This window comes from Enterobacter sp. (genome assembly GCF_977039595.1).
The window spans coordinates 1-20,845 of record NZ_CDRQYH010000022.1; the positions used below are offsets into that span (position 1 = coordinate 1).

Below are 20,845 nucleotides of genomic sequence, written 5' to 3' on the forward strand. Positions count from 1 at the left end.
AATCAAATTTGAAGAAGTAAGTTTCTACAAGAGTAGAAAGACGGACGCGGGGTGGAGCAGCCTGGTAGCTCGTCGGGCTCATAACCCGAAGGTCGTCGGTTCAAATCCGGCCCCCGCAACCAACACTTCTAAAACAATAAACACCCTGAAGGGTGTTTTTTTGTATCTGTCGTTTGTGAATTTGCCGGGCGTCTACCCGGCTGAGAGCGTTATCCGCGCCGCGCCAGCGTCGCCCCGTCAGAGAAATACGCACGAATCCCTGCCAGAATCGACTCCGCAACCTCCTGCTGGAATTTTGCGGTCTTGAGCTTACGCTCCTCTTCCACGTTACTGATAAACGCGGTTTCAACCAGGATGGACGGAATATCCGGCGCCTTGAGTACCGCAAATCCGGCCTGTTCAACGCTGTTCTTATGCAGCTTATTGATGTTCCCCAGCTTGCCCAGCACCGCTTTACCAAACTTCAGGCTGTCGTTAATGGTCAGCGACTGCACCATATCGAACATGGTGTGGTCGACGTAGCGATCGCCGCTTTTGCTTACGCCACCAATCAGGTCCGAGGCGTTCTGGGTGTCCGCAAGGTATCTCGCGGCGGTACTGGTCGCGCCTTTGGTTGAGAGCGCAAACACCGACGAGCCGCTTGGCTGACGGCTGGTAAACGCATCCGCATGAATTGAGACGAACAAATCTGCGCGCTGCTTCTGCGCTTTCGCCACCCGGACCTTAAGCGGAATAAAGATATCTTCATTGCGCGTCATATAGGCGCGCATATTGCCTTCTTTATCAATCAACGCCTTCAGGCGACGGGCAATTTGCAGCACCACGTCTTTTTCACGCGTACGGTATTTTCCCACCGCGCCGGAGTCTTCGCCGCCATGGCCAGGATCGAGCATGATCACAATCGGACGATCGCGCCCTGCTTTCCCCGGCTGCGGACCACTTTGCGCGGGCGGCACCTGACGCTGAAGATCGCCTTTGTTGTAATCCTCCAGCAGGGCGAGAAGCGGATCCTGAATATCCGTCGCATTCGCCGGGTAAAGATCCATCACCAAACGCTCTTTAAACGTCGCGACGGGCGCCAGGGCGAACAGCTGAGGCTTCACGTTCTGCTTAAGCTCAAACACCATGCGCACGGTTTGCGGGTCGAACTGCCCGACGCGCGCCGATTTAATAAACGGATCGTCGCCGCGGATCTGCGCCGCCATCCCTTTCAGCACGGAGTTGAGGTTAACGCCTTCGAGATCCACCACCACGCGTTCCGGGTTGCTGAGGGCAAATTGCTTATATTTCAGCACGCGATTGGATTCGACCGTCACGCGCGTATAGGTCGACGATGGCCAGACGCGCACCGCTACCACCTGACTGGTTGCGGCAAGACCGACCTGACTGACGCTAAGCAACCACATTGCCCCGGCCCCTTTTAACAAACGGCGGCGGCTTATTGCTGAATTGGATCCCGACATGCTTCTCCCGAGCAAGAACACTGACTGATATACAAAATGTCCAGATTGACCGAAAACTTTAACGAACGACGCATAAACTGTCATCTATAAAAGGGTAAACAATCATACGCTAACGCACGGATTACTTACCAAATTCTGTGGGTCGTGGAAAATTTGCGCTTGCACACGCGGTCACAATCGAATAAAAATACATAAATTACGAATAAACATTCATTAAGGGTTGTGCCATGGTGAAGGAACGTAGAACCGAACTGGTCCAGGGATTCCGCCATTCTGTTCCCTATATCAACGCCCATCGGGGAAAAACGTTTGTCATCATGCTTGGCGGCGAAGCCATTGAGCATGAAAATTTTTCCAGCATCGTCAATGACATTGGCCTGCTGCACAGCCTCGGGATCCGCCTGGTGGTGGTTTATGGCGCCCGTCCGCAGATCGACGCCAACCTGGCCGCTCATCACCACGAGCCGATTTACCACAAACATACCCGCGTCACGGATGCTAAAACCCTTGAGCTAGTGAAACAGGCGGCAGGTCTGCTGCAGCTGGATATTACCGCTCGCCTGTCCATGAGCCTGAACAACACGCCGCTGCAGGGCGCGCATATCAACGTCGTGAGCGGCAACTTTATCATTGCCCAGCCGCTCGGCGTGGACGATGGCGTGGATTACTGCCACAGCGGTCGCATTCGTCGTATTGATGAAGAAGCTATTCACCGCCAGCTGGACAGCGGTGCCATCGTGCTGATGGGCCCGGTCGCCGTTTCCGTGACTGGCGAAAGCTTTAACCTGACGTCCGAGGAGATTGCCACGCAGCTGGCAATCAAGCTGAAGGCTGAAAAAATGATTGGGTTCTGCTCCTCCCAGGGCGTCGTGAACGATGAAGGAACAATCGTACCGGAACTCTTCCCGAACGAAGCCCAGGCCCGCGTGGAAGCGCTGGAAGCCGAAGGCGATTACCACTCCGGCACCGTCCGCTTCCTGCGTGGCGCCGTGAAGGCCTGCCGCAGCGGCGTGCGCCGCAGCCACCTGATCAGCTATCAGGAAGATGGCGCCCTGCTGCAGGAGTTGTTCTCCCGCGACGGTATTGGTACGCAGATTGTCATGGAGAGCGCGGAGCAGATCCGCCGCGCCACCATCAACGATATCGGCGGTATTCTGGAACTGATCCGCCCGCTGGAACAGCAGGGTATCCTGGTGCGTCGTTCACGCGAGCAGCTGGAGATGGAGATCGACAAATTCACCATTATTCAGCGCGATAACCTGACCATCGCCTGCGCCGCGCTCTATCCGTTCCCGGAAGAGAAGATCGGTGAAATGGCCTGCGTGGCGGTGCATCCTGATTACCGTAGCTCTTCACGCGGTGAAATGCTGCTTGAGCGCGTGGCGGCGCAGGCGCGCCAGATGGGGCTGAGCAAGCTGTTCGTCCTGACGACGCGCAGCATTCACTGGTTCCAGGAGCGCGGGTTCACGCCGGTGGATATCGATTCTCTGCCGGAAACAAAGAAAGAGATGTACAACTATCAGCGTCGTTCAAAGGTGCTGATGGCCGATCTGGGATAATACGACGCCCTCACCGTCCAGCGAGGGCTTTCGTTCAGAGGGACTCAAATATCGCGCTCAGCCCGCTTCGGCGTTCCGTACGGGTGGCGATCGCCTGCACCAGCACCCGTTCATCGGCATAAAGCGACAGGCGCTGACGCGCGCGCGTAATGGCGGTATAGATCAGCTCGCGGGTAATAACGGGTGAAAGCTGCGTAGGCAGGATCAGCGCAGCATGGTTAAATTCGGAGCCCTGGGATTTATGCACCGTCATCGCCCAGGCGGTTTCATGCTCGGGCAAACGGCTCGGCTGGAAGGACTTCACGCTCCCGTCCGGCATCTGGAACCAGACGCGCAGGCCCTGACCGCAGTCTAGCGCAATCCCGATATCACCGTTAAACAACCCCAGCGCGCTGTCGTTGCGGGAAATCATCACCGGTCGCCCTTCATACCAGCGCGAATGCGGGGTACGGTTAATTTTGCGTTTTTGCGCCAGCAGCTGTTCCAGCCTGTCGTTGAGACCCCTGACGCCAAAGGGGCCTTCCCTCAGCGCACAGAGCAGCTGGTATTCGCCAAACGCGGCAATGACCTGCTCCGGCGCACTTTGCTGTTGTACGCTTGTCAGAAAGTGCTGGTACCCCTGCAGGGCGTCGTCCAGCATCGCCTGATACTCTTCCCCGTTTTGCAGCGATTTTTTCTCAATATCCGTAAAGGTTCCGGCAAACACCGCTGAGGTAGCGTGTCTGTCTCCCCGGTTTACGGCCGCCGCAAGCTGGCCGATTCCGGAATCGCTGCCGAAACGGTAGCTTTTCTGCAGCAGACACAGGCTGTCGCGCAGCGCCCCTGCAAGAGAGTGGCTTTCAGAGGTGAGCGTACATCCGGTAAGACGGGCTAACTCCTGAGCGCGTTCAGCGGTATATCCCAGGCTGGCATAGGTGCAAATATCGCCCAGCACTGCCCCCGCCTCTACGGAGGCAAGCTGGTCACGATCGCCGAGGAAAATGACGCGCGCGTGCGGCGGTAGCGCATCAATCAAACGCGACATCATCGTCAGATCAATCATTGAGGCTTCATCCACCACCAGCACATCCAGGTGCAGCGGGTTACCGGCATGGTAGCGCAGACGCTGGCTGCCAGGCTGTGCGCCAAGCAAACGGTGCAGCGTGCTGGCTTCATTGGGAAAAAGCGCAAGCTGCTCCCCGGTAAGCGGCAGCTTTTGCAGCGCGCCGCCTAACGACTCCGTCAGACGCGCAGCGGCTTTACCGGTGGGGGCCGCCAGGCGAATACGGCACTTTTGCTCCCCCGATAACTGAATCAGCGCGGCGAGCAGTTTTGCCACGGTGGTCGTTTTCCCGGTGCCCGGACCGCCAGAAATGACCGAGATCCGACGCGTTAACGCCACGGCAGCTGCCACTTTCTGCCAGTCTGTCGCATCGTCAGCGGTAAACAGCGCATCCAGCGTTTGCCGGAGCTGCGTTTCATCGCAGGGAAGCGGCGCGTTGCTCTCGCTGAAGAAGCGCGCCACCGTCAGCTCGTTACGCCACAGCCGGTTAAGATACAAACGTTCGCCGACAAGGATCATCGGCGTCCCGGTATCGGCTCCGCTTACGGCAGGCGAGCCGAGTAATATCTCCTGCCAGTCCACAGCGTCACCGAGCTGCGCGAAACACGCCTGTAAAGCCGGCGGCATTTTCTCATCCACCGCCAGACGCGACAGCGGCAGGCACACGTGCCCCTCTCCCGCGTCTTTGCTAAGAATGGCTGCGGCAAGCATGACGGCAGGCTCCTCACCTGCCACCATCATGGCAAACTGCACGTCCAGGTGGCGCAGTAATCGTTGTTCAACCGCGTCCAGCAGTAGCGCCTGCATCGTCATACCACCTCCTCCGTGTTCGCTGCAAACAGGTTATCCATTTTTTCAATCAGTTCCTCAGCCGGACGCGTGCTAAAGATGCCGGAACGCGGGTCGTTAGCATCCACGCCGCGCAGGAACAGGTAAATCACGCCGCCAAAATGCGCTTCGTAACGGTAATTGGCCATGCGATGGCGCAGGTAACGGTGTAGCGCCAGAGTGTAAAGCTGGTACTGCAGATCGTAGCGATGCAGTTGCATTGCCGACGCCATCGCCTGTTGGGTATAGGCTTCGCTGCTGTCACCGAGCCAGTTCGATTTGTAATCCAGCAGGTAGTAGCGTCCTTCGTGGCGGAAAACCAGATCGATAAAGCCTTTGAGCATCCCCTGCACCTGGCGGAAATTCAGCGGCGGGCATCCGGCAGATAGCGGATCGTACTCGCGGATCAGCGCATCAAGCGCCTCAGCCCTGAGCGGGCTGGCGATGGGGAGATAAAACTCCATCTCCACCTGCTTATCTTTGGCGGTCAACTGATTCAGCGAAATCCCCTGCGTAGTGAGCGGCGCGTGCAGAACCGCGCGGATCCAGTCGGTGAGAACCGGCTGCCACTGTGCGTCGTAACCACCGCTCTGTAACATCTTCAGCACCCACTCTTCGGAAACCGGCTGGGTGAAATCCAGCTCTTCAAACAGGCTGTGCAAAAACGTGCCCGGCGAAGCGCCGCGCGGGAACTGGTGTGGCGTCAGCACAGGCTCAACGGGTACGCTACCGGCTCCTGCGGCATCCACGTCCAGTTTTGGCATCAGATCCTGCGCAATACTCTGCCCGTGCTGCTGTAAGCCGGAGTAGCTGGTAACGCGCCAGTCGTCGGCAATGGTACGTACCACCTGACGGGCATGGAGATCTGACTCGTGCAGATCCGGCATGTGCCAGCGGCTGTTATCGGGCAGCGATGGAATATGCAGGGCAACATGCTCAGTGCAAAGCGATTCGATGCACTGGCGCAGGCCCGCCGCGTCTTTGGGCTCACCCTGTTGAATAAGCCGCCCCAGCGCGCTCAGATGGAAATCGCTCTCCCCGATCTTTTCGCCACGGCGACGGAACAGCGGCGCAACGCCCAGGCTGCAGTGCCATACCGAACGGGTCAGCGCCACGTAAAGCAGGCGCAGGTCTTCCGCCAGACGTTCGGCTTCGGCCAGCTCAACGCTGGACTCCGCGTTGCTGAGATCGAGCACCGCCTCAAAAGACTCGCGATCGTGGTAAAAAGCCTGATCCTGTACGCGGTAATTGGCGATAAACGGCAGCCAGACCAGCGGATATTCCAGGCCTTTCGACTTGTGAATGGTGACGATCTGCACCAGATGTTTATCACTCTCGAGGCGCATCTGCTGACTGGATGAATTGCTGTTCGGATCGGCAATCTGCTGCGCCAGCCAGCGCACCAGGGCGTGCTCGCTCTCCAGCTGCGTACCCGCTTCCTGCAAGAGTTCGCTGATGTGCAAAATATCGGTCAAACGGCGCTCGCCGCCTGCGGTAGCCAGCATATTCTCCGCAATGTGGCGCTGTGCCATGAGCTCGCGCACCATCGCCATAACTCCACGCTTCTGCCATTTTTCGCGGTAGCGCACAAACTCCTCTACCACAGCATCCCACGCGGCTTCGTCATTGTTGAGCGCATCTATATCCCGCGCGTTCAGTCCGAGCATCGCGCTGGCTAATGCGCTACGCAATGTACTTTCCCGCTCCGGGGCCAGCACGGCCTGGAGCAGCCATAACATCTCCTGCGCTTCCAGCGTTTCAAAGACGCTGTCACGGTTCGATAGATAGACGGAGGGGATATTCAGTAACGTCAGGGCGTCTCGGATTAATGCGGCCTCCTGACGGCTGCGCACCAGCACCGTAATATCCGATGCCTTTACCGGGGTGGGGTTATCCCCCTTCCACAGCAGCGCCTCGCCCCGCGCCCCGGCACTGAGCCAGTCACGGATTTGCGCAGCACAGTGTTGGGCCATGGCATTTTGATAGTCGGCAACGCCGCAGCCTTCCCCATCCAGCAGCCAGAAGTTCATGGCAGGCTGCGTCACGCCGTTAAACTCGAAGCGCAGCGAGGCATTTTTCGGGGCAAATTTTACCGGCTGAAACGGGATCTCCCGAAACATAAACGCCGTATCCATGCGGCTAAAGAGCGCGTTGACGCTTTCCACCATGCCGGGAGAGGAGCGCCAGTTGGTATCGAGCGTGTAGTGCGCGTCAACCTCGCTGCGGGCTTTCATATAGGTGAAAATATCCGCCCCGCGGAAGGCGTAGATGGCCTGTTTCGGATCGCCGATTAACAACAGCGCGGTACCGGGCTGCTGGCGCCAGATACGGCGGAAAATGCGGTACTGCTGAGGGTCGGTGTCCTGAAATTCGTCTATCATCGCAACCGGGAAGCGGGTGCGAATCGCGGCGGCAAGCGCTTCGCCGTTTTCACTGCACAGCGCCGCATCAAGGCGGCTCAGCATATCGTCGAAACCCAGTTCACCCCGGCGGCGTTTCTCGCGCGCCACGGCTTCGCGAATTTCGGTCATGGCGCGAGCGATCATCAGATCGTTCAGCGTAAGGTTATCCGCCAGCAGGGTTTCTATTGCCACAAACAGGGGATGCTCAGGCACAATGCCGTCGGCTTTGGTCCGCTCAGCCAGGAAACGCTGGGAGAATTTCTCCAGCGCGTCCGGGAGCTGATAGCCCCGCGTCTCTTCCTGCGCCCAGGCGCTGATCTTGTCGATCCATTTCCCCTGATTGCCGCGGTTGAACTTGCGACGATCGATGCCGGAATTTTCGATGATGGCGTCAATCTCGCCGACTGACTCCATCCATTTTTGCTTGATGTCCGCAATTTTCGCGATGATTTTTTCATGCCGCGAGGCCAGGGTTTCATCTGCCGGCGGCGGGGATTTGATTATCGGCGCTTCCCCCTGGAGATAACGATCGATCGCGCGCAGCAGCGCTTCCGGGCCTTTCCAGAGCGCGTGTACCGCTTCGGCAATATCACGCTGTAAGGGGTAGCAGTGGCGACGCCAGAAATCCGCGCAGGCCTGATAGCGAAGCACGGATTCATCTTCAATGAGCTGCTGTTCGAACAGCATTCCGGACTCGAACGCATTCAGGCTCAGCATACGCTGGCAAAAACCGTGAATGGTAAAGACGGACGCTTCGTCCATCTGCCGTTCAGCGAGCAGCAGCCACTGGGCTGCCTGCTGCTTATCGGCAATCTCTTCCAGAAGGCTGGCGTAGAGAGGGTTATCCGTGCTCTGACGCAGACAGGCGATGCGCAGCTCGTGGATATTGGTACGAATACGGCCCCGCAGCTCCGCGGTAGCGGCCTCGGTGAAGGTGACCACCAGCAGCTCTTCCACGCTCAAAGGGCGTGGAAAAGCAGCGTTGCCGCCAAGCCCTAACAGCAGGCGCAGATAGAGGGCGGCAATGGTGAAGGTTTTTCCCGTTCCCGCTGAGGCTTCAATCAATCGTTCACCCTGCAGAGGTAAACGTAAGGGATCAAGGGACTCAGCGGTATCGGTCATTCTTTCTTACTCCAGGGCATAGATTGCTGCAGCGCGCTGACGCTCTTCCAGACTTTCCAGCCTTTCGGGTTTACGTACTCCGTTTTCCCGTTCTGGCTACCGGAAACCTGAGACAGGATAGTGATTCCCTGCGGCTTAATGACCGCCTGATGGAAGAAGTCGGCAACCTTCTGCGGCGTCAGCTGTTTTATCTCGGCCACTACTTTATCACGCGAATCAAATTTCAGATTACCGCGATCGAAATCTTTGCTCAGCTGAGAGGCTTCTTCACCCAGCGTCTGCGGCGGCTGCATCACCTGCGCGATGACGGCCTGCTGGATCTGAGCAAATTCCTCCGGCTTCATGGCACGCAGTTTTGCTTCCACCTGCGGGAAGAAGGCCTGATAACGCTTCCAGAGATACGCCGGTTGTTTGTCGCTGCTTTGCAGCAGGAAGCCCAGCCCCCACTGACGCCCGACATTCATGGAGAAGGCAAATACCGCGTAGCCAAGCTGCTCCTCGGTGCGTAACTGGTTATAGAACCACGGCTGAATAATCTGTCCCAGCACGGCACTCTGCGCCGAGCTGGCGAATTCATCATAGCCCGTTGGCACAAATACCGCGGCCAGCGCGGAATCCGTGCTGTTACCCGCCTTTTCAAAAATCACATTTTGCTTTTTCTCAACCAGCACGTCCTGGTTGCGGCACCACTCGTCGCCTTTAGAGCCGAGCTGAGTGCGAACATTCTGCGCCAGAGTTTTGGCCTGCTCCTCACTCATGTTGCCGACAATCAGGAACTCCGGACGCGTATTGGTTTTCAGCGCGTCGCGGTACGCCAGCACGTCTTTTAAGGAGATTGAAGGCAGCAGCGCGCGGCGCTCCTCTCGCTGGAAATAAGGAACCTGCGACAGCATTTGCGCCGGCATAAGCGCAAGATCGTAGGCCTTGCCCTTCTCGGCAGAATCCATCATCTGGGCATACCAGGATTTAGCCTGCTCAAGCTGCTCTTCCGTCGGCGTGTAGCTGAAGTAGCCCTCCAGCAAGGCCTGGAACAGCTGAGGCAAGCGCTGGGTATAGCCGTTTGCATTAAGCATCAAACCGTTATTGGCGTTGGTGGAGAAGCTGATCCCGCCCACGGCGGCCTGGTTGCTGAGCTGATCGAGAGCGATACCGGCGAGATAGTCATTGAGTGCGAACATCACCTGATTTTTGGCGCTGTTCATTGCTTTCGGGTTACGCAGCACCACGCTGACATCGGCTTTTGGCTCACTGGCAAAATAGCGGCTTGGGGTATACACAACGCGCAGCGTTGGCTCATCAATGATGAGTTCTGGATGCGGATAATCTTTCGTCGTTTTGATCAGCGAGAAATCATCCGGAATATAGGGGTTCAGCTCCGGCAGCTTCAACGCAATCTCCCCGGCCTTCTTCTGCCAGTCGGCGAAGGTCTGGGCGCTGATTTTATCCACCTGATAAGGGGCATCGACAAAGTACGCCGTCTTGTTATGCGGTTCGTTCGGGCTGATGTACCAGATGCGGGCATTTTCCGGCGTCATCATCGCCAGGCGAGCTTTTACCGCCCCGGCATCATACCGGTCGGCAATATTTACCGCGTCGAGGGTATGTTCCACCGGCACGCGGATCATGGTATCCGCCAGCCACTCCACGTAATCCATGTCTCGGGTTATGGATGGGTAGCGGAAATCGAGATCCAGCACGTGCGCGAGTTCATCAAAATAGCGCTTATCGACGCCTTTCTCGCGCAGCAAAGCGAGGTAGCTAAAGATAGCCGCCACGACTTCATCGCGGTTGGCCAGCCCTTTGTCGGTCAGGGTGGCGGAGATCGCCAGTACGCCGCTATTACCGTTCACTACCGGATCGGAATCGGCGCGAATACCTTCCGCCAGCCCCTGCTTTTGCAGCCAGTCAGACAGCGTACCCGGGCTACGGTTACCTATCAGGTAGGTCACCAGCTCATCGGTTTTACTGCGAAACTGCGCCGTGTTGTTATCAATGCGGAATTCGACGCGCAGCACTTTGCGCGGCATGGCAGGAACGTAGTGGATCACGATACCTTTTTGCGCGTCCGTGACCACCGGAACGGTTATTTGCGGCAGGTCGATATTTTTATTCGGCACCCGGCCAAACGTTTTGGCCGCCATGTCTGCCAGCTCAGGCAACGGTTTATTGCTGTAGATGACCGCTTTCATCAGGTTGGCGGAGTAGTATTTATCGCGAAACGCGTGCAGGGCATCCAGCACCGGGCTATTCGGTTTGTCGCTCAAGGTTTCGAGGTTACCGCCGGAGAAGCGCGAACCCGGGTGTGCAGGGTTGATGGTTTCGGCGCTGACCTGCGCCATGCGCATACCGTCTCGCGTGCGGGCCATGGTCAGCTCGGCATTCACCGCATTGCGTTCACGATCGGCGTATTTTTTATCCAGCAACGGCGCGGCGATGGAATCAGCAAGACGATCGACTGCCCCTTCCTGCGCATCATTTTCGACTTCGAGATAAAAGGCCGTGCGGTACGGTGCCGTACTGGCATTGTGGCTACCGCCATGCATCTTGAGAAATTCGGACAGGCTATCTGGCTGTGGATATTTTTTTGACCCCATCAGCGTCATATGTTCCAGATAGTGTGCAAGTCCAGGATGAGCGTCAGGATCTTCCAGCGACCCAACCGGCACCACTAATGCCGACAGGGATTTCACCGCCTGCGGGTCGGAAACCAGCAGCACGGTCATGCCGTTATCAAGACGAATAGCCTGATATTGACGGGTATCTTTTTCGCTCTTACGGATAGTTTCCTGAACGGGTTGCCAACCGGAGTCTGCGTGAGTGACGGGCGCCCAAAGGGCAATAAACAAAACAAACGCTTTAATCAAGGTGCTGCCTGGCATTACGACCTCTTTATCACGGCTACATCATTAACAAACTGCGTGCTGGACACGCCAACATCTCTTTCTTTGGGTACATCAGTCCGTGATAAGAAGTGCATCATAAATGAACACCCTTAGCTGCGCAATTTTTATACAGCTCTCAGGACTGATTAAATTTAAACAACGGCAGCAGGTAGCGCTGCGCCTCTTCCGTGATAGCCTCCAGGTACTCTGGCTCAAGCGTTCGCCATAAGCGCTGATACCAGACATCTTCACCTTCGCCACGCACCATCATGTTACCTTCGTAGGCCTGCATAAACTTACTGCGGGCTTTCTGCAGCGAAGCCTCATCCGTTAACATCGCATCATTCTGCGCGTCATAACAGGCTTTTATCCAGGCGCCGCCACTTTCCGGCAGTAGCAGGAGGGGTTTGTTCATTCCCTGGCGGTAGCCATCAATGTACAAAGAGAGATACCCTAACGCCTGCTCGGCTTCCATCGGCGGGAAGCGCCATTCGCCCTCTTTGCGCACGAAAATGCGGCTTTCGCCTTTATGCCCACCCGCACTGTAGACAAGATGTTCCAGCCAGAGTTGCAAACCCTGTGAAACGCTAAGCATTGAAGGCCGCCAGCGAAGCAGCCCATCCTGCTGAACCTGGGTTAACCAGCCCGTGAGCTGTACCCCGTTGCAGTTGAGATCGATTTCAATACTATTCCCTGGCTGTCGGCACGCTCTTACGCGCTCTGCCAGGGCGGTCATCTCCTGACACTGCGCCTCCCAGACGATCTCCCCGAACGCCCCATAAGGCAACTGTCCCGCAGCGCGGTAGCGGCGGTAAAGTTTTTCAGCATCTTCCTCTTCAACCAGCGCATTCAACAGCTGCAGGTTTAACTGGTAGCGCTCCAGACCTTCCAGCGTAAACGGCTCTGCATCAGGAATTTCACTCTCTTCAGAACGGAAGTTAACCTGTAGTCGCTGCTGGAAGAAAGCGCGCACCGGATGCGCCCAAAACCGCTGAAGCTGCTCGAAGGTCAGGGTGTCGACAGGGCGCGGGTCAAGTTCCTGAATAAAATCGGTATGCGCATTCCCCTCTTTTTTCGCCGCCGGCAGCCACTCCTGCGCATAGCTCTGGCGCTCGCTGGCCGTGTAGTTCACCGGGTCAAACGGCATGCGGCTGTGGAAACAGGTGATATGGTCTTTCACCCTCTTCTCGCTTTCATCGCAGTTGCGCTCTTCATCTCCCGGCAGGTAGTGGCTCTGACCGATATAATCCACCAGTTCCTGCACCAGAACGGAGGGGAAACGCTCGCTGTTGTCCTGAATCGAACGGCCGATATAGCTGATATAGAGCTTACTCTGGGCGGAAATAAGCGCCTCAAGGAAGAGATAGCGGTCATCATCACGGCGGCTACGGTCGCCCCGTTTTGGATTTGCGCTCATCAAATCGAACCCCAACGGCGCGAGCGCGCGAGGATAAACGCCGTCGTTCATGCCAAGTAAACAGACCACTTTAAACGGGATAGAACGCATTGGCATCAGGGTGCAAATATTGATGGGGCCTGCCAGGAAACGCTGGCTGATTCGCTCCTGGTCAAGCCGCTGCGTCAACTCATCCCTCAACAGCGACAGCGGAATGGACTCCTGATAGTGGGAATTGACGCCTTCGTCGATGATAGCCTGCCACTGCGTTTCAATGAGCGCCATCGCCGCTTCGGTGTCATTGTCCGGCAGGAAGAAATCATTAAGCAACGCTCTGCAAACCGGGAGCCATTCTTCAAGTGGACGCGGCTGCAGCAGCTCGTGTCGCCAGCGGTTAAGCTGCATTAAAAGTGACGCTAAATGCCCCACCAGTTCAGCAATTAACCCGCTGGACTCATCGTAAGGCAGCACCTCATTCCACTCGCCCTGACTGCTCTCCATGGCATAGCCCAGCAGCATACGCGTCAGGCCAAATCGCCAGGTGTGCTGCCCGGTTGGAGGAAGTTCGAACTCCTGAACGTTATCGTCATCGATCCCCCAGCGAACGCCAGACTCATTCACCCACTGGCGAAGGTAGCGAAGCCCCTCTTCATTGATGTTGAAGCGTGCAGACAGAACGGGAACATCCAGTAACGCCAGGACATCTTCGGAGATAAAGCGGCTATCCGGCAGTGAGAGTAAAGTGATAAACGCCTGCAATGCCGGATGCGACTGACGGGCACGACGGTCAGAAATAGCATAAGGAAGATATCGCTCGCCCGTCGCGCTGCCAAAGACGGCCTGAATAAAGGGACTGTAGCTGTCGATATCCGCCACCATTACCACGATATCACGTGGCGTCAGTTCGGGATCGTCCTGCAGCATCGCCAGCAGCTGGTCGTGAAGCACTTCGACCTCACGCTGAGGGCTATGGCAAACATGGATCGTGATGCTGCGATCGTCAGCGTCCAGCTTACGCTTGCTGTCGCTGCGTTCGAACTCGTTCGCCGTCACGCCCATGACGGCACGGTTTTCCAGATCCAGAATATCTAACTGAATATTATGCAGCAGGCTGTCCGGAGCGATCTCGACAAAGGCATCCACGTCACCTTCGCCTGAGGAAGTGATGTCTGAAAGCATGTGAATGTAGTCACGCCCCAGCTTCCCCCATGAGGCAAGCAGCGGATTGGGCAAGTTCTGGATACCATCTTCGTCAAAAAGCTGCCCGGCAGTCGAGCCGTCCTTAAACAGCGGGACGGACCGTTCTTCAAAAAGACACTTTCGTTGGCGAGTTACCAGACGCGCAAGCCAGCGTTCATCGAGGATATCCCCCCAATACTGTCGGCAAGGGTTGGTGAACAAAATATGAATATCAATATGTTTACCCAGCGCATTCAACGCCTTTAGATAGACAGGGGGTAATGCGGATATTCCGCAGATAAAAACGCGTGACGGCAGTCGGGGTGGTCGCTCCGACGTATTTTCAAGTATCGAGATAAACCGATCGTACAGGTTGGCACGGTGCCACTTAGGCTGCCCAAGTTTCTCCGTATGTTCTACCAGCGCTTTCCACAGCGGGGCCTGCCATATTTGCGCCTCCGGCAGACCTTCAACCAGCTCGCCCGCTTCCCAACGAATTAACCAGTCAGAACGGTAAACAAGGTATTGGTCGTAGAGATCGGCGGTACGCGACGCCAGCTGGAACAGCTTGCGTTTGTCGGTATCGTCATTGAGGTAGTGGCGCAGCATGGCGAATTCATCATGCTGCAGCATTTCCGGCAGCAGCGCCATGAGCTTCCAGCTCATGGCCTGCTTGTTGAAGGCGCTCTGCTCCGGGATGTCCGGCAACACGCGCACAAACATCTCCCAGATAAAGCTCGCGGGCAGCGGGAAATCAATATTTGCGGCTATGCCAAATTTACGGGAAAGCGACATTTGCAGCCACTGTGCCATACCGGTGCTCTGCACCAGCACCATTTCAGGCTCAAAAGGATCGTCAAGCCGCTCGCGCTCAACGATAAACTCCATCAGCGCTTCCAGCACATCCAGACGATTTGAGTGGTAGACCCTTAACATAGACGCTCCCGACTACTGGCTAACCGGGCAATGCAGACGCGTTAACTCACCGCGCCGCCCCAGAGGAGAAATAAGTGTAACCGTGATGCTGACACATCCTGCGTGCGTTGTCTGCCCCCGACTGGCCTGCCAGCCTGCAGGGAGAACATTTGTTGAGAGCTGAGACTGATTCCAGGCATGGTGCCAGAGCTGGCGATACTGGTTAAACAGGGTAAACCGCGCCGCCAGCGCCCGGTGATAACCCGACAAAGCCGTCACGACGATCACCAGCAGCATCATCGCCAGCAGGACTTCCACCATGCTAAACCCTTTTTCTTTGCTCACGGCAGCTGGCATAACGCGCTCTCCTTAAGGGGACAAAAATCACTCCAGCCGTGAGGCAAAAAGCGAACTTCCCCGTCGGCAATCTCTGCTGCGCGCCAGAGCAACAGGCCACTATCTCCGGCAATCAGTAACGCGCGCCCCTCACTCAGCTGGCGCAAACACACTCGCCACGCAGGTGTCTTTTTGCACTGAATCTGGGGCTCTGACGACCAGCTCTGAACCCGTCCCCACTCAAGCGCTGACTGTACCGTCGCCTGCTGCTGAAGCGAGCGGCTCTCGCCGCCAACGAGCGCGCTAAACGTTATGAGCTGCTGATTGAGACCCGTGAGGATCAGTGTCCCGAGCACCAGTAAAAGCAGAACCAGCGCCAGCGAAGATATGCCGCGTTGACGATTCACAGGTTGTATCCCGTGACCGTATACAACACCTGCCAGGGCTCCCCCTTCTCGCCTTTGCGAATCGCCGCCATTTCGATATTCACCTCTGGCGCAAAACCGGCATGCTCCACTGTTCTTACCACAAAATGCGCGATCGTAAGCCTGCTCGGGTCAGTAAGCTTTTCCCATCCTTTTCCTTCACATGAGGCTGCTCCACGCAGGGTTTCCAGCGCCCCCGACTCCAGACGAAAACCGGTGATGTCATTTTCTGATGCGCTGTTATCCCAGTTGCCGTTACTGTTGGCGTCCGACCGCACAATGACGCAACTTCCAAGCCTCGCGGTCACCAGCGCCTGTCCCTGACAGTTTCCCGCGCAGTACCCCGCACGCTGAAGCTGTTTGCCCACGGAAAACAGATGATGCCAGACCTCTTCCTCTAGTTCTCTCTGGCCAGATTGCACTAAGACCGCTCGCTGCAAGCCGGGTAAAAATCGCGATGCGCTTATCAGCAAAAGGCTGCTAATCGCCGTAGCAATCAGAACTTCAGTCAGCGAGAAACCACGCTGCCTCATCGACATGAACCTCCCCCAATGACCTTACACATCCTGATGCGTCCTCCATTTGAGACAATAATCAACCACTCTCCTGCACGGCTTTGAACGCGTATCCGCCCTGCCCACGCCGTATCCCTTAATCCATAGAACGCGAGCGACGGCGTTACCTCGCCGATCGCGACTTCAGGCCAGAGTGGTATCAGCACAAAGGGGCTGCCCTTCTCACAGCCTTGGGCGGCAGAGCTCACCAGACAGTCCCGGCCTCCCACCCGCTGATGGGTAATTTGATGGTCGCGGTTGTAGCGGTTGGCATGATTGCGTAGAAAAAGCAGGTAATCTCGCACCTGACTGGCGGTTTGCCACAGCCGCTGCTGCCGCTGCCAGCTGTCCCATCCGTACAGCCCTGAGGCGCTAAGAATAACGACAAGCGATATGGCGACCAGCGTTTCGATAAGCGTAAAACCGTTCTCTTTTTTCATACCGGGAGTGTGGCGAAGCGCCGTGAACATGACGAGCATCGAAATATCGTCTTACGAGGCGTTATCCGGAGAATTGGAAGAGTTGCAGCGCGTTGCACGCTTTCTGGATAGCGCTTCGGGAAACGGGATATAGGCGAAAAAAAACCGGCGCTAAACGGCACCGGTTGTGTCACGCTTTATCGCATCAGATAGCGACGGGCGCTTTGATGCCCGGATGTGGGTCGTAGCCCTCAATTTCGAAATCATCAAAGCGGTAATCGAAGATTGATGCCGGTTTGCGCTTGATAACCAGCTTCGGCAGCGCACGCGGTTCGCGCGTCAGCTGGAGATGCGTCTGTTCCATATGGTTGCTGTAAAGATGGGTATCCCCTCCGGTCCAGACAAAATCACCCACTTCCAGATCGCACTGCTGCGCCATCATGTGGACCAACAGCGCATAGCTGGCAATGTTAAACGGCAGGCCGAGGAACACGTCACAGGAGCGCTGGTAGAGCTGGCAGGAGAGCTTCCCATCCGCCACATAGAACTGGAAGAACGCATGGCACGGTGCCAGCGCCATTTTATCCAGCTCGCCGACGTTCCAGGCGGAAACGATGATGCGGCGCGAGTCCGGATCGTTTTTCAGCTGGTTCATCACGGTGGTGATCTGGTCAATATGGCGGCCATCAGGCGTTGGCCATGCGCGCCACTGCTTGCCGTAAACCGGGCCCAGGTTGCCATTTTCATCTGCCCATTCGTCCCAGATTGAGACGTTATTTTCGTGCAGATACGCTATGTTGGTATCGCCTTGCAGGAACCAGAGCAGTTCATGAATGATCGAGCGCAGGTGGCAGCGCTTTGTCGTCACCAGAGGGAAGCCTTCTTGCAGGTTGAAGCGCATCTGGTGGCCAAAAATGGATAGCGTACCGGTGCCGGTGCGGTCGTTTTTCGGCGTGCCCTCATCGAGCACTTTTTTCATCAATTCAAGATACTGTTTCATGGTTCCTCAGGAAATTTGTTGCTGTGGACGACGACGATACGCCCAAATCATCATAATGGCACCCGCGACAATCATCGGTATGGAGAGGATCTGCCCCATGCTGATGTACTGTACCCATTCGCCGGTAAACTGTGCGTCAGGCTGACGGAAGAACTCGACGATAATACGGAATGCGCCGTAGCCAATAAGGAACAGGCCGGAGACAGCGCCCATCGGACGCGGTTTGCGGATAAACAGGTTGAGAATGATAAACAGCACCACGCCTTCCAGCGCCAGCTCGTACAGCTGAGACATATGGCGCGGCAGAACGCCGTAGGTATCGAAAATGGACTGCCACTCCGGATGTGATGGCAGCAGCGCGATATCTTCCGCGCGGGAGCCCGGGAAGAGCATCGTGTAAGGCACGCTCGGGTCGACGCGGCCCCACAGCTCACCGTTGATAAAGTTACCCAGACGACCGGCGCCCAGACCAAACGGGATCAGCGGCGCGATAAAATCCGAAACCTGGAAGAAGTTGCGTTTGGTGCGTTTGGCAAAAATCACCATCACCAGGATCACCCCTATCAGGCCGCCGTGGAAGGACATGCCGCCGTCCCAGACGCGGAACAGGTAGAGGGGATCGTTCAGGAATACAGGGAAGTTATAGAACAGCACGTACCCAATACGGCCACCGAGGAACACGCCGAGGAAGCCCGCATAGAGCAGGTTTTCGACTTCGTTTTTCGTCCAGCCGCTGCCCGGACGACTGGCGCGACGGCCAGCGAGCCACATGGCAAAAATGAAGCCCACCAGGTACATCAGACCGTACCAGTGAAGCGAAACAGGTCCTACTGAGAAAATGACCGGATCAAATTCCGGAAAATGCAGATAACCACTGTTCATCTGTCACCACAAGATGTTGTTATTCCGCTGAAAGTGGACAGCGGTAGAAATGCGATTCTGCCGTAAGCAGAGGCTCCAAAGTTGCGAATCATAGCATAAGGCGGGCGCGGAGGATGCGCCAGAGATGTAAAAGATGTGTATAGGGTGTTATGCACCGCTGGTGCCCTCTCCCACCGGGAGAGGGAGAAAGACGATTAGCGGCCGCCGCGGATCAGGCCGCCCATACCGCGTCGTTCCATAAACGCCGCGACCTGGTGACGGACCTCAGCAGCCAGCTGCGCCTCAAGGCTGCGTTCTGCCAGTTCGCGAGCATCATTGATGTCGATATGTCGCAGCAGGTATTTCACGCGAGCGACGGCGCGACCGTTCATCGACAGATGGCGGTATCCCAGACCAATCAGGATCGCAACGCACATGGAGTCCCCGGCCATTTCACCGCACAGGCGTAAATCAATGCCGTACTGTTCCGCTTCACGGGCAATCATCGCTAACGCGCGAATGATTGCCGGATGCAGGCTGTCGTAGATACTGGCAACGCGGGTATTGTTGCGGTCGACGGCCAGAATATATTGCGTCAGGTCGTTCGTGCCGACAGAGATAAAATCAACGCGGTTTGCCAGCTGCGGCAGCATAAAGACCATAGACGGCACTTCCAGCATCACGCCGATCCGCGGTTTCGGGATCGCATAGCCGATCATCTCTTCCACTTCACGCCCGGCACGTTCGATCAGCCGCCGCGACTCGTCGATCTCATCAATGCTTGTGACCATCGGCAGCAGGATACTGAGATTGCCCGTCGCCGCGTTGGCGCGCAGCATCGCACGCACCTGGATCAGGAAGATCTCCGGCTGATCGAGCGTAATGCGGATCCCACGCCAGCCCAGGCACGGGTTTTCTTCGCTGATCGGCATGTAGGGGAGCTGTTTATCCGCCCCGACATCCAGGGTTCGCAGGGTGACAGGTTTGTCGTTAAACATCTGCAGCATCCCCTGATACTGCGCCACCTGTTCCTCTTCGGAAGGAAAACCGCTCTGCAGCATGAACGGGATTTCAGTACGGTATAGGCCAATGCCGTCGATGCGGCTGCCAAGCTTTTCTTCATGCTCAGGGCTTAAACCGGCGTTGAGCATGACTTTGATCCGCTCACCGCTCTTAAGCTGTGCGGGCAGGTTAACGTCATCTTCCGCCAGCTTGCTTAATTCATTCTCTTCGCTGATAAGTCGCTGGTATTCCTGGAGAAGAACCGGCTCAGGATCGACCAGCAGCTCACCGCGATAGCCGTCGACCACCAGCGTACGTCGGTGCAGTACCGACGGCTGAATGTCCGCCCCCATAACGGTAGGGATACCCAGCGCGCGCACCATAATGGCGGCGTGTGAATTGGCGGCACCATCGCGCACCACGACACCGGCCAGCCTGTCCTGCGGCAGTTCAGCCAGCGTGGTTGCCGACAGTTCATCGGCGACCAGAACAAACCGTTGAGGCCAGGCATTCGGCCCCTGAATGGTGTCATCAAGATGGAACAGCAGACGTTGTCCCAGGGCCCGGAGATCTCCAGCCCGCTCTTTCAGGTAACCGTCGGTCAATGCCGCAAATTGGTCGGCAAATTTCTCGATAACCTTCTTAACGGCCCACTCCGCGACCGAGCCTTTATCCACTTCAGCAAAAAGCTCACGACGCAGACGCGCATCGGAAAGCAGGTGCGAATAGAGGTCAAAAATGGCCGCCGTCTCTTTTTGCGCACCTGCGGCAAAACGTTTGCTGTAACGACGAAATTCATTCGCCGCCTCTTCCAGCGCGGCGGTAAGACGCTCGCGCTCAAGCGCTTCATCAAGCGTTGAGGCTTCGTAAACCTGCTCCATTAACGGCAGCGTGGCGTCCATCCAGCCTTCAGCAATCGCTACGCCTGGCGATGCCGGAAGGGCACGAATGCGCGTATGGCGATACTGGCCAAAGAGCGCGGCAAGCTGAGACTGGGAGAGGATCGCCGCCATCTGCGTGGCCAGCGTGACGAGGAAAGACTCCTCGCTTTCGTCATACTGACGTAGCTCACGCTGCTGGACGACCAGTACGCCGAGCAGCTGGCGACGCTGGATAATCGGTACGCCAAGGAAAGCGCGGAAGCGCTCTTCTTTTACGGAAGGGATGTATTTAAAGCTGGGGTGTTTTTGCGCGTCAGCAAGGTTGATGGGTTCAGCCAGCCGCCCAACAAGACCGACGATACCCTCATCAAATGCGAGCGTTACGGTGCGTCCACGTGGCTTCTTCAAACCACGGGTCGCCATCAGGTAATAGCAGCGCCGATCGTGGTCGGCCAGATACACCGAACAGACCTCGGTCTCCATCGCAAGACAGATGTCGGTGACCAGAATATTCAGCGCCTCGTTCAGACGCGGAGCGCTGGCCACCTTCTCGACTATTTCTCGCAAGCGGGTGAGCAT

The 20,845-nt window shown here is 56.7% G+C and carries 13 protein-coding genes and 1 tRNA gene; 2 read left to right on the forward strand and 12 right to left on the reverse strand.

All coding sequences use genetic code 11. The features are described 5' to 3' along the window. Positions 1 to 45: 45 nt before the first annotated feature. Positions 46 to 122, forward strand: a tRNA-Met gene (locus ACWYRJ_RS09125). Between the two features lie 87 nt (positions 123 to 209). Here ACWYRJ_RS09125 and amiC read toward each other — a convergent pair. Then, the gene (gene amiC, locus ACWYRJ_RS09130) at positions 210 to 1,463 is read right to left on the reverse strand and encodes an N-acetylmuramoyl-L-alanine amidase AmiC (RefSeq protein ID WP_023309036.1); all 1,254 of its coding nucleotides are present in this window, start codon (positions 1,461 to 1,463) and stop codon (positions 210 to 212) included. A 227-nt stretch (positions 1,464 to 1,690) separates the two neighbouring features. Here amiC and argA point away from each other — a divergent pair, with 227 nt between their 5' ends. Next, a complete protein-coding gene (argA, locus tag ACWYRJ_RS09135; RefSeq protein WP_008499655.1) occupies positions 1,691 to 3,022 on the forward strand; it encodes an amino-acid N-acetyltransferase in 1,332 nt (443 codons plus the stop codon). A gap of 34 nt (positions 3,023 to 3,056) precedes the next feature. Here the strand turns inward: argA and recD are convergent, their stop codons facing one another. From recD to ptsP, 11 genes are all read right to left on the reverse strand, one after another. Continuing rightward, positions 3,057 to 4,877, reverse strand: a complete 1,821-nt coding sequence (gene recD / locus ACWYRJ_RS09140) for an exodeoxyribonuclease V subunit alpha (RefSeq protein ID WP_223580438.1) — start codon at positions 4,875 to 4,877, stop codon at positions 3,057 to 3,059. Further along, complete coding sequence (gene recB / locus ACWYRJ_RS09145) at positions 4,874 to 8,416, reverse strand: exodeoxyribonuclease V subunit beta (protein WP_455507759.1); 3,543 nt, start codon at positions 8,414 to 8,416, stop codon at positions 4,874 to 4,876. The genes recD and recB overlap by 4 nt, the downstream gene beginning before the upstream one ends. Further along, positions 8,413 to 11,295, reverse strand: a complete 2,883-nt coding sequence (gene ptrA / locus ACWYRJ_RS09150) for a pitrilysin (RefSeq protein ID WP_455507760.1) — start codon at positions 11,293 to 11,295, stop codon at positions 8,413 to 8,415. Before ptrA ends, recB begins: the two co-directional genes overlap by 4 nt. 139 nt (positions 11,296 to 11,434) lie before the next feature. Continuing rightward, complete coding sequence (gene recC / locus ACWYRJ_RS09155; RefSeq protein ID WP_455507761.1) at positions 11,435 to 14,809, reverse strand: exodeoxyribonuclease V subunit gamma; 3,375 nt, start codon at positions 14,807 to 14,809, stop codon at positions 11,435 to 11,437. A gap of 12 nt (positions 14,810 to 14,821) precedes the next feature. Next, a complete protein-coding gene (locus tag ACWYRJ_RS09160) occupies positions 14,822 to 15,145 on the reverse strand; it encodes a prepilin-type N-terminal cleavage/methylation domain-containing protein (RefSeq protein WP_133295081.1) in 324 nt (107 codons plus the stop codon). Next, a complete protein-coding gene (locus ACWYRJ_RS09165; RefSeq protein ID WP_455507762.1) occupies positions 15,130 to 15,531 on the reverse strand; it encodes a DUF2509 family protein in 402 nt (133 codons plus the stop codon). Before ACWYRJ_RS09165 ends, ACWYRJ_RS09160 begins: the two co-directional genes overlap by 16 nt. After that, on the reverse strand, positions 15,528 to 16,088 hold the full coding sequence (locus tag ACWYRJ_RS09170) for a prepilin peptidase-dependent protein (protein WP_455507763.1): 561 nt from the start codon (positions 16,086 to 16,088) through the stop codon (positions 15,528 to 15,530). The genes ACWYRJ_RS09165 and ACWYRJ_RS09170 overlap by 4 nt, the downstream gene beginning before the upstream one ends. Further along, positions 16,079 to 16,543 (reverse strand): prepilin peptidase-dependent protein, encoded by a 465-nt coding sequence (locus ACWYRJ_RS09175; protein ID WP_111966104.1) that lies wholly within the window; start codon positions 16,541 to 16,543, stop codon positions 16,079 to 16,081. The genes ACWYRJ_RS09170 and ACWYRJ_RS09175 overlap by 10 nt, the downstream gene beginning before the upstream one ends. A 184-nt stretch (positions 16,544 to 16,727) precedes the next feature. Further along, entirely contained in the window at positions 16,728 to 17,522 is a 795-nt protein-coding gene (thyA, locus tag ACWYRJ_RS09180; RefSeq protein ID WP_111966081.1) for a thymidylate synthase, read from the reverse strand. Positions 17,523 to 17,528: 6 nt separating this feature from the next. Beyond that, complete coding sequence (gene lgt / locus ACWYRJ_RS09185) at positions 17,529 to 18,404, reverse strand: prolipoprotein diacylglyceryl transferase (protein ID WP_023309046.1); 876 nt, start codon at positions 18,402 to 18,404, stop codon at positions 17,529 to 17,531. Between the two features lie 194 nt (positions 18,405 to 18,598). Beyond that, entirely contained in the window at positions 18,599 to 20,845 is a 2,247-nt protein-coding gene (gene ptsP / locus ACWYRJ_RS09190; RefSeq protein WP_249576998.1) for a phosphoenolpyruvate--protein phosphotransferase, read from the reverse strand.

Bases quoted from the DNA above. Each gene is read 5' to 3' on its own strand.
- recC (WP_455507761.1), bottom strand. From the start codon at position 14,809: ATGTTAAGGGTCTACCACTCAAATCGTCTGGATGTGCTGGAAGCGCTG.
- recB (WP_455507759.1), bottom strand. From the start codon at position 8,416: ATGACCGATACCGCTGAGTCCCTTGATCCCTTACGTTTACCTCTGCAG.
- amiC (WP_023309036.1), bottom strand. From the start codon at position 1,463: ATGTCGGGATCCAATTCAGCAATAAGCCGCCGCCGTTTGTTAAAAGGG.
- ACWYRJ_RS09175 (WP_111966104.1), bottom strand. From the start codon at position 16,543: ATGAAAAAAGAGAACGGTTTTACGCTTATCGAAACGCTGGTCGCCATA.
- ptsP (WP_249576998.1), bottom strand. From the start codon at position 20,845: ATGCTCACCCGCTTGCGAGAAATAGTCGAGAAGGTGGCCAGCGCTCCG.
- argA (WP_008499655.1), top strand. From the start codon at position 1,691: ATGGTGAAGGAACGTAGAACCGAACTGGTCCAGGGATTCCGCCATTCT.
- ptrA (WP_455507760.1), bottom strand. From the start codon at position 11,295: ATGCCAGGCAGCACCTTGATTAAAGCGTTTGTTTTGTTTATTGCCCTT.
- ACWYRJ_RS09170 (WP_455507763.1), bottom strand. From the start codon at position 16,088: ATGTCGATGAGGCAGCGTGGTTTCTCGCTGACTGAAGTTCTGATTGCT.
- thyA (WP_111966081.1), bottom strand. From the start codon at position 17,522: ATGAAACAGTATCTTGAATTGATGAAAAAAGTGCTCGATGAGGGCACG.
- recD (WP_223580438.1), bottom strand. From the start codon at position 4,877: ATGACGATGCAGGCGCTACTGCTGGACGCGGTTGAACAACGATTACTG.
- lgt (WP_023309046.1), bottom strand. From the start codon at position 18,404: ATGAACAGTGGTTATCTGCATTTTCCGGAATTTGATCCGGTCATTTTC.
- ACWYRJ_RS09160 (WP_133295081.1), bottom strand. From the start codon at position 15,145: ATGCCAGCTGCCGTGAGCAAAGAAAAAGGGTTTAGCATGGTGGAAGTC.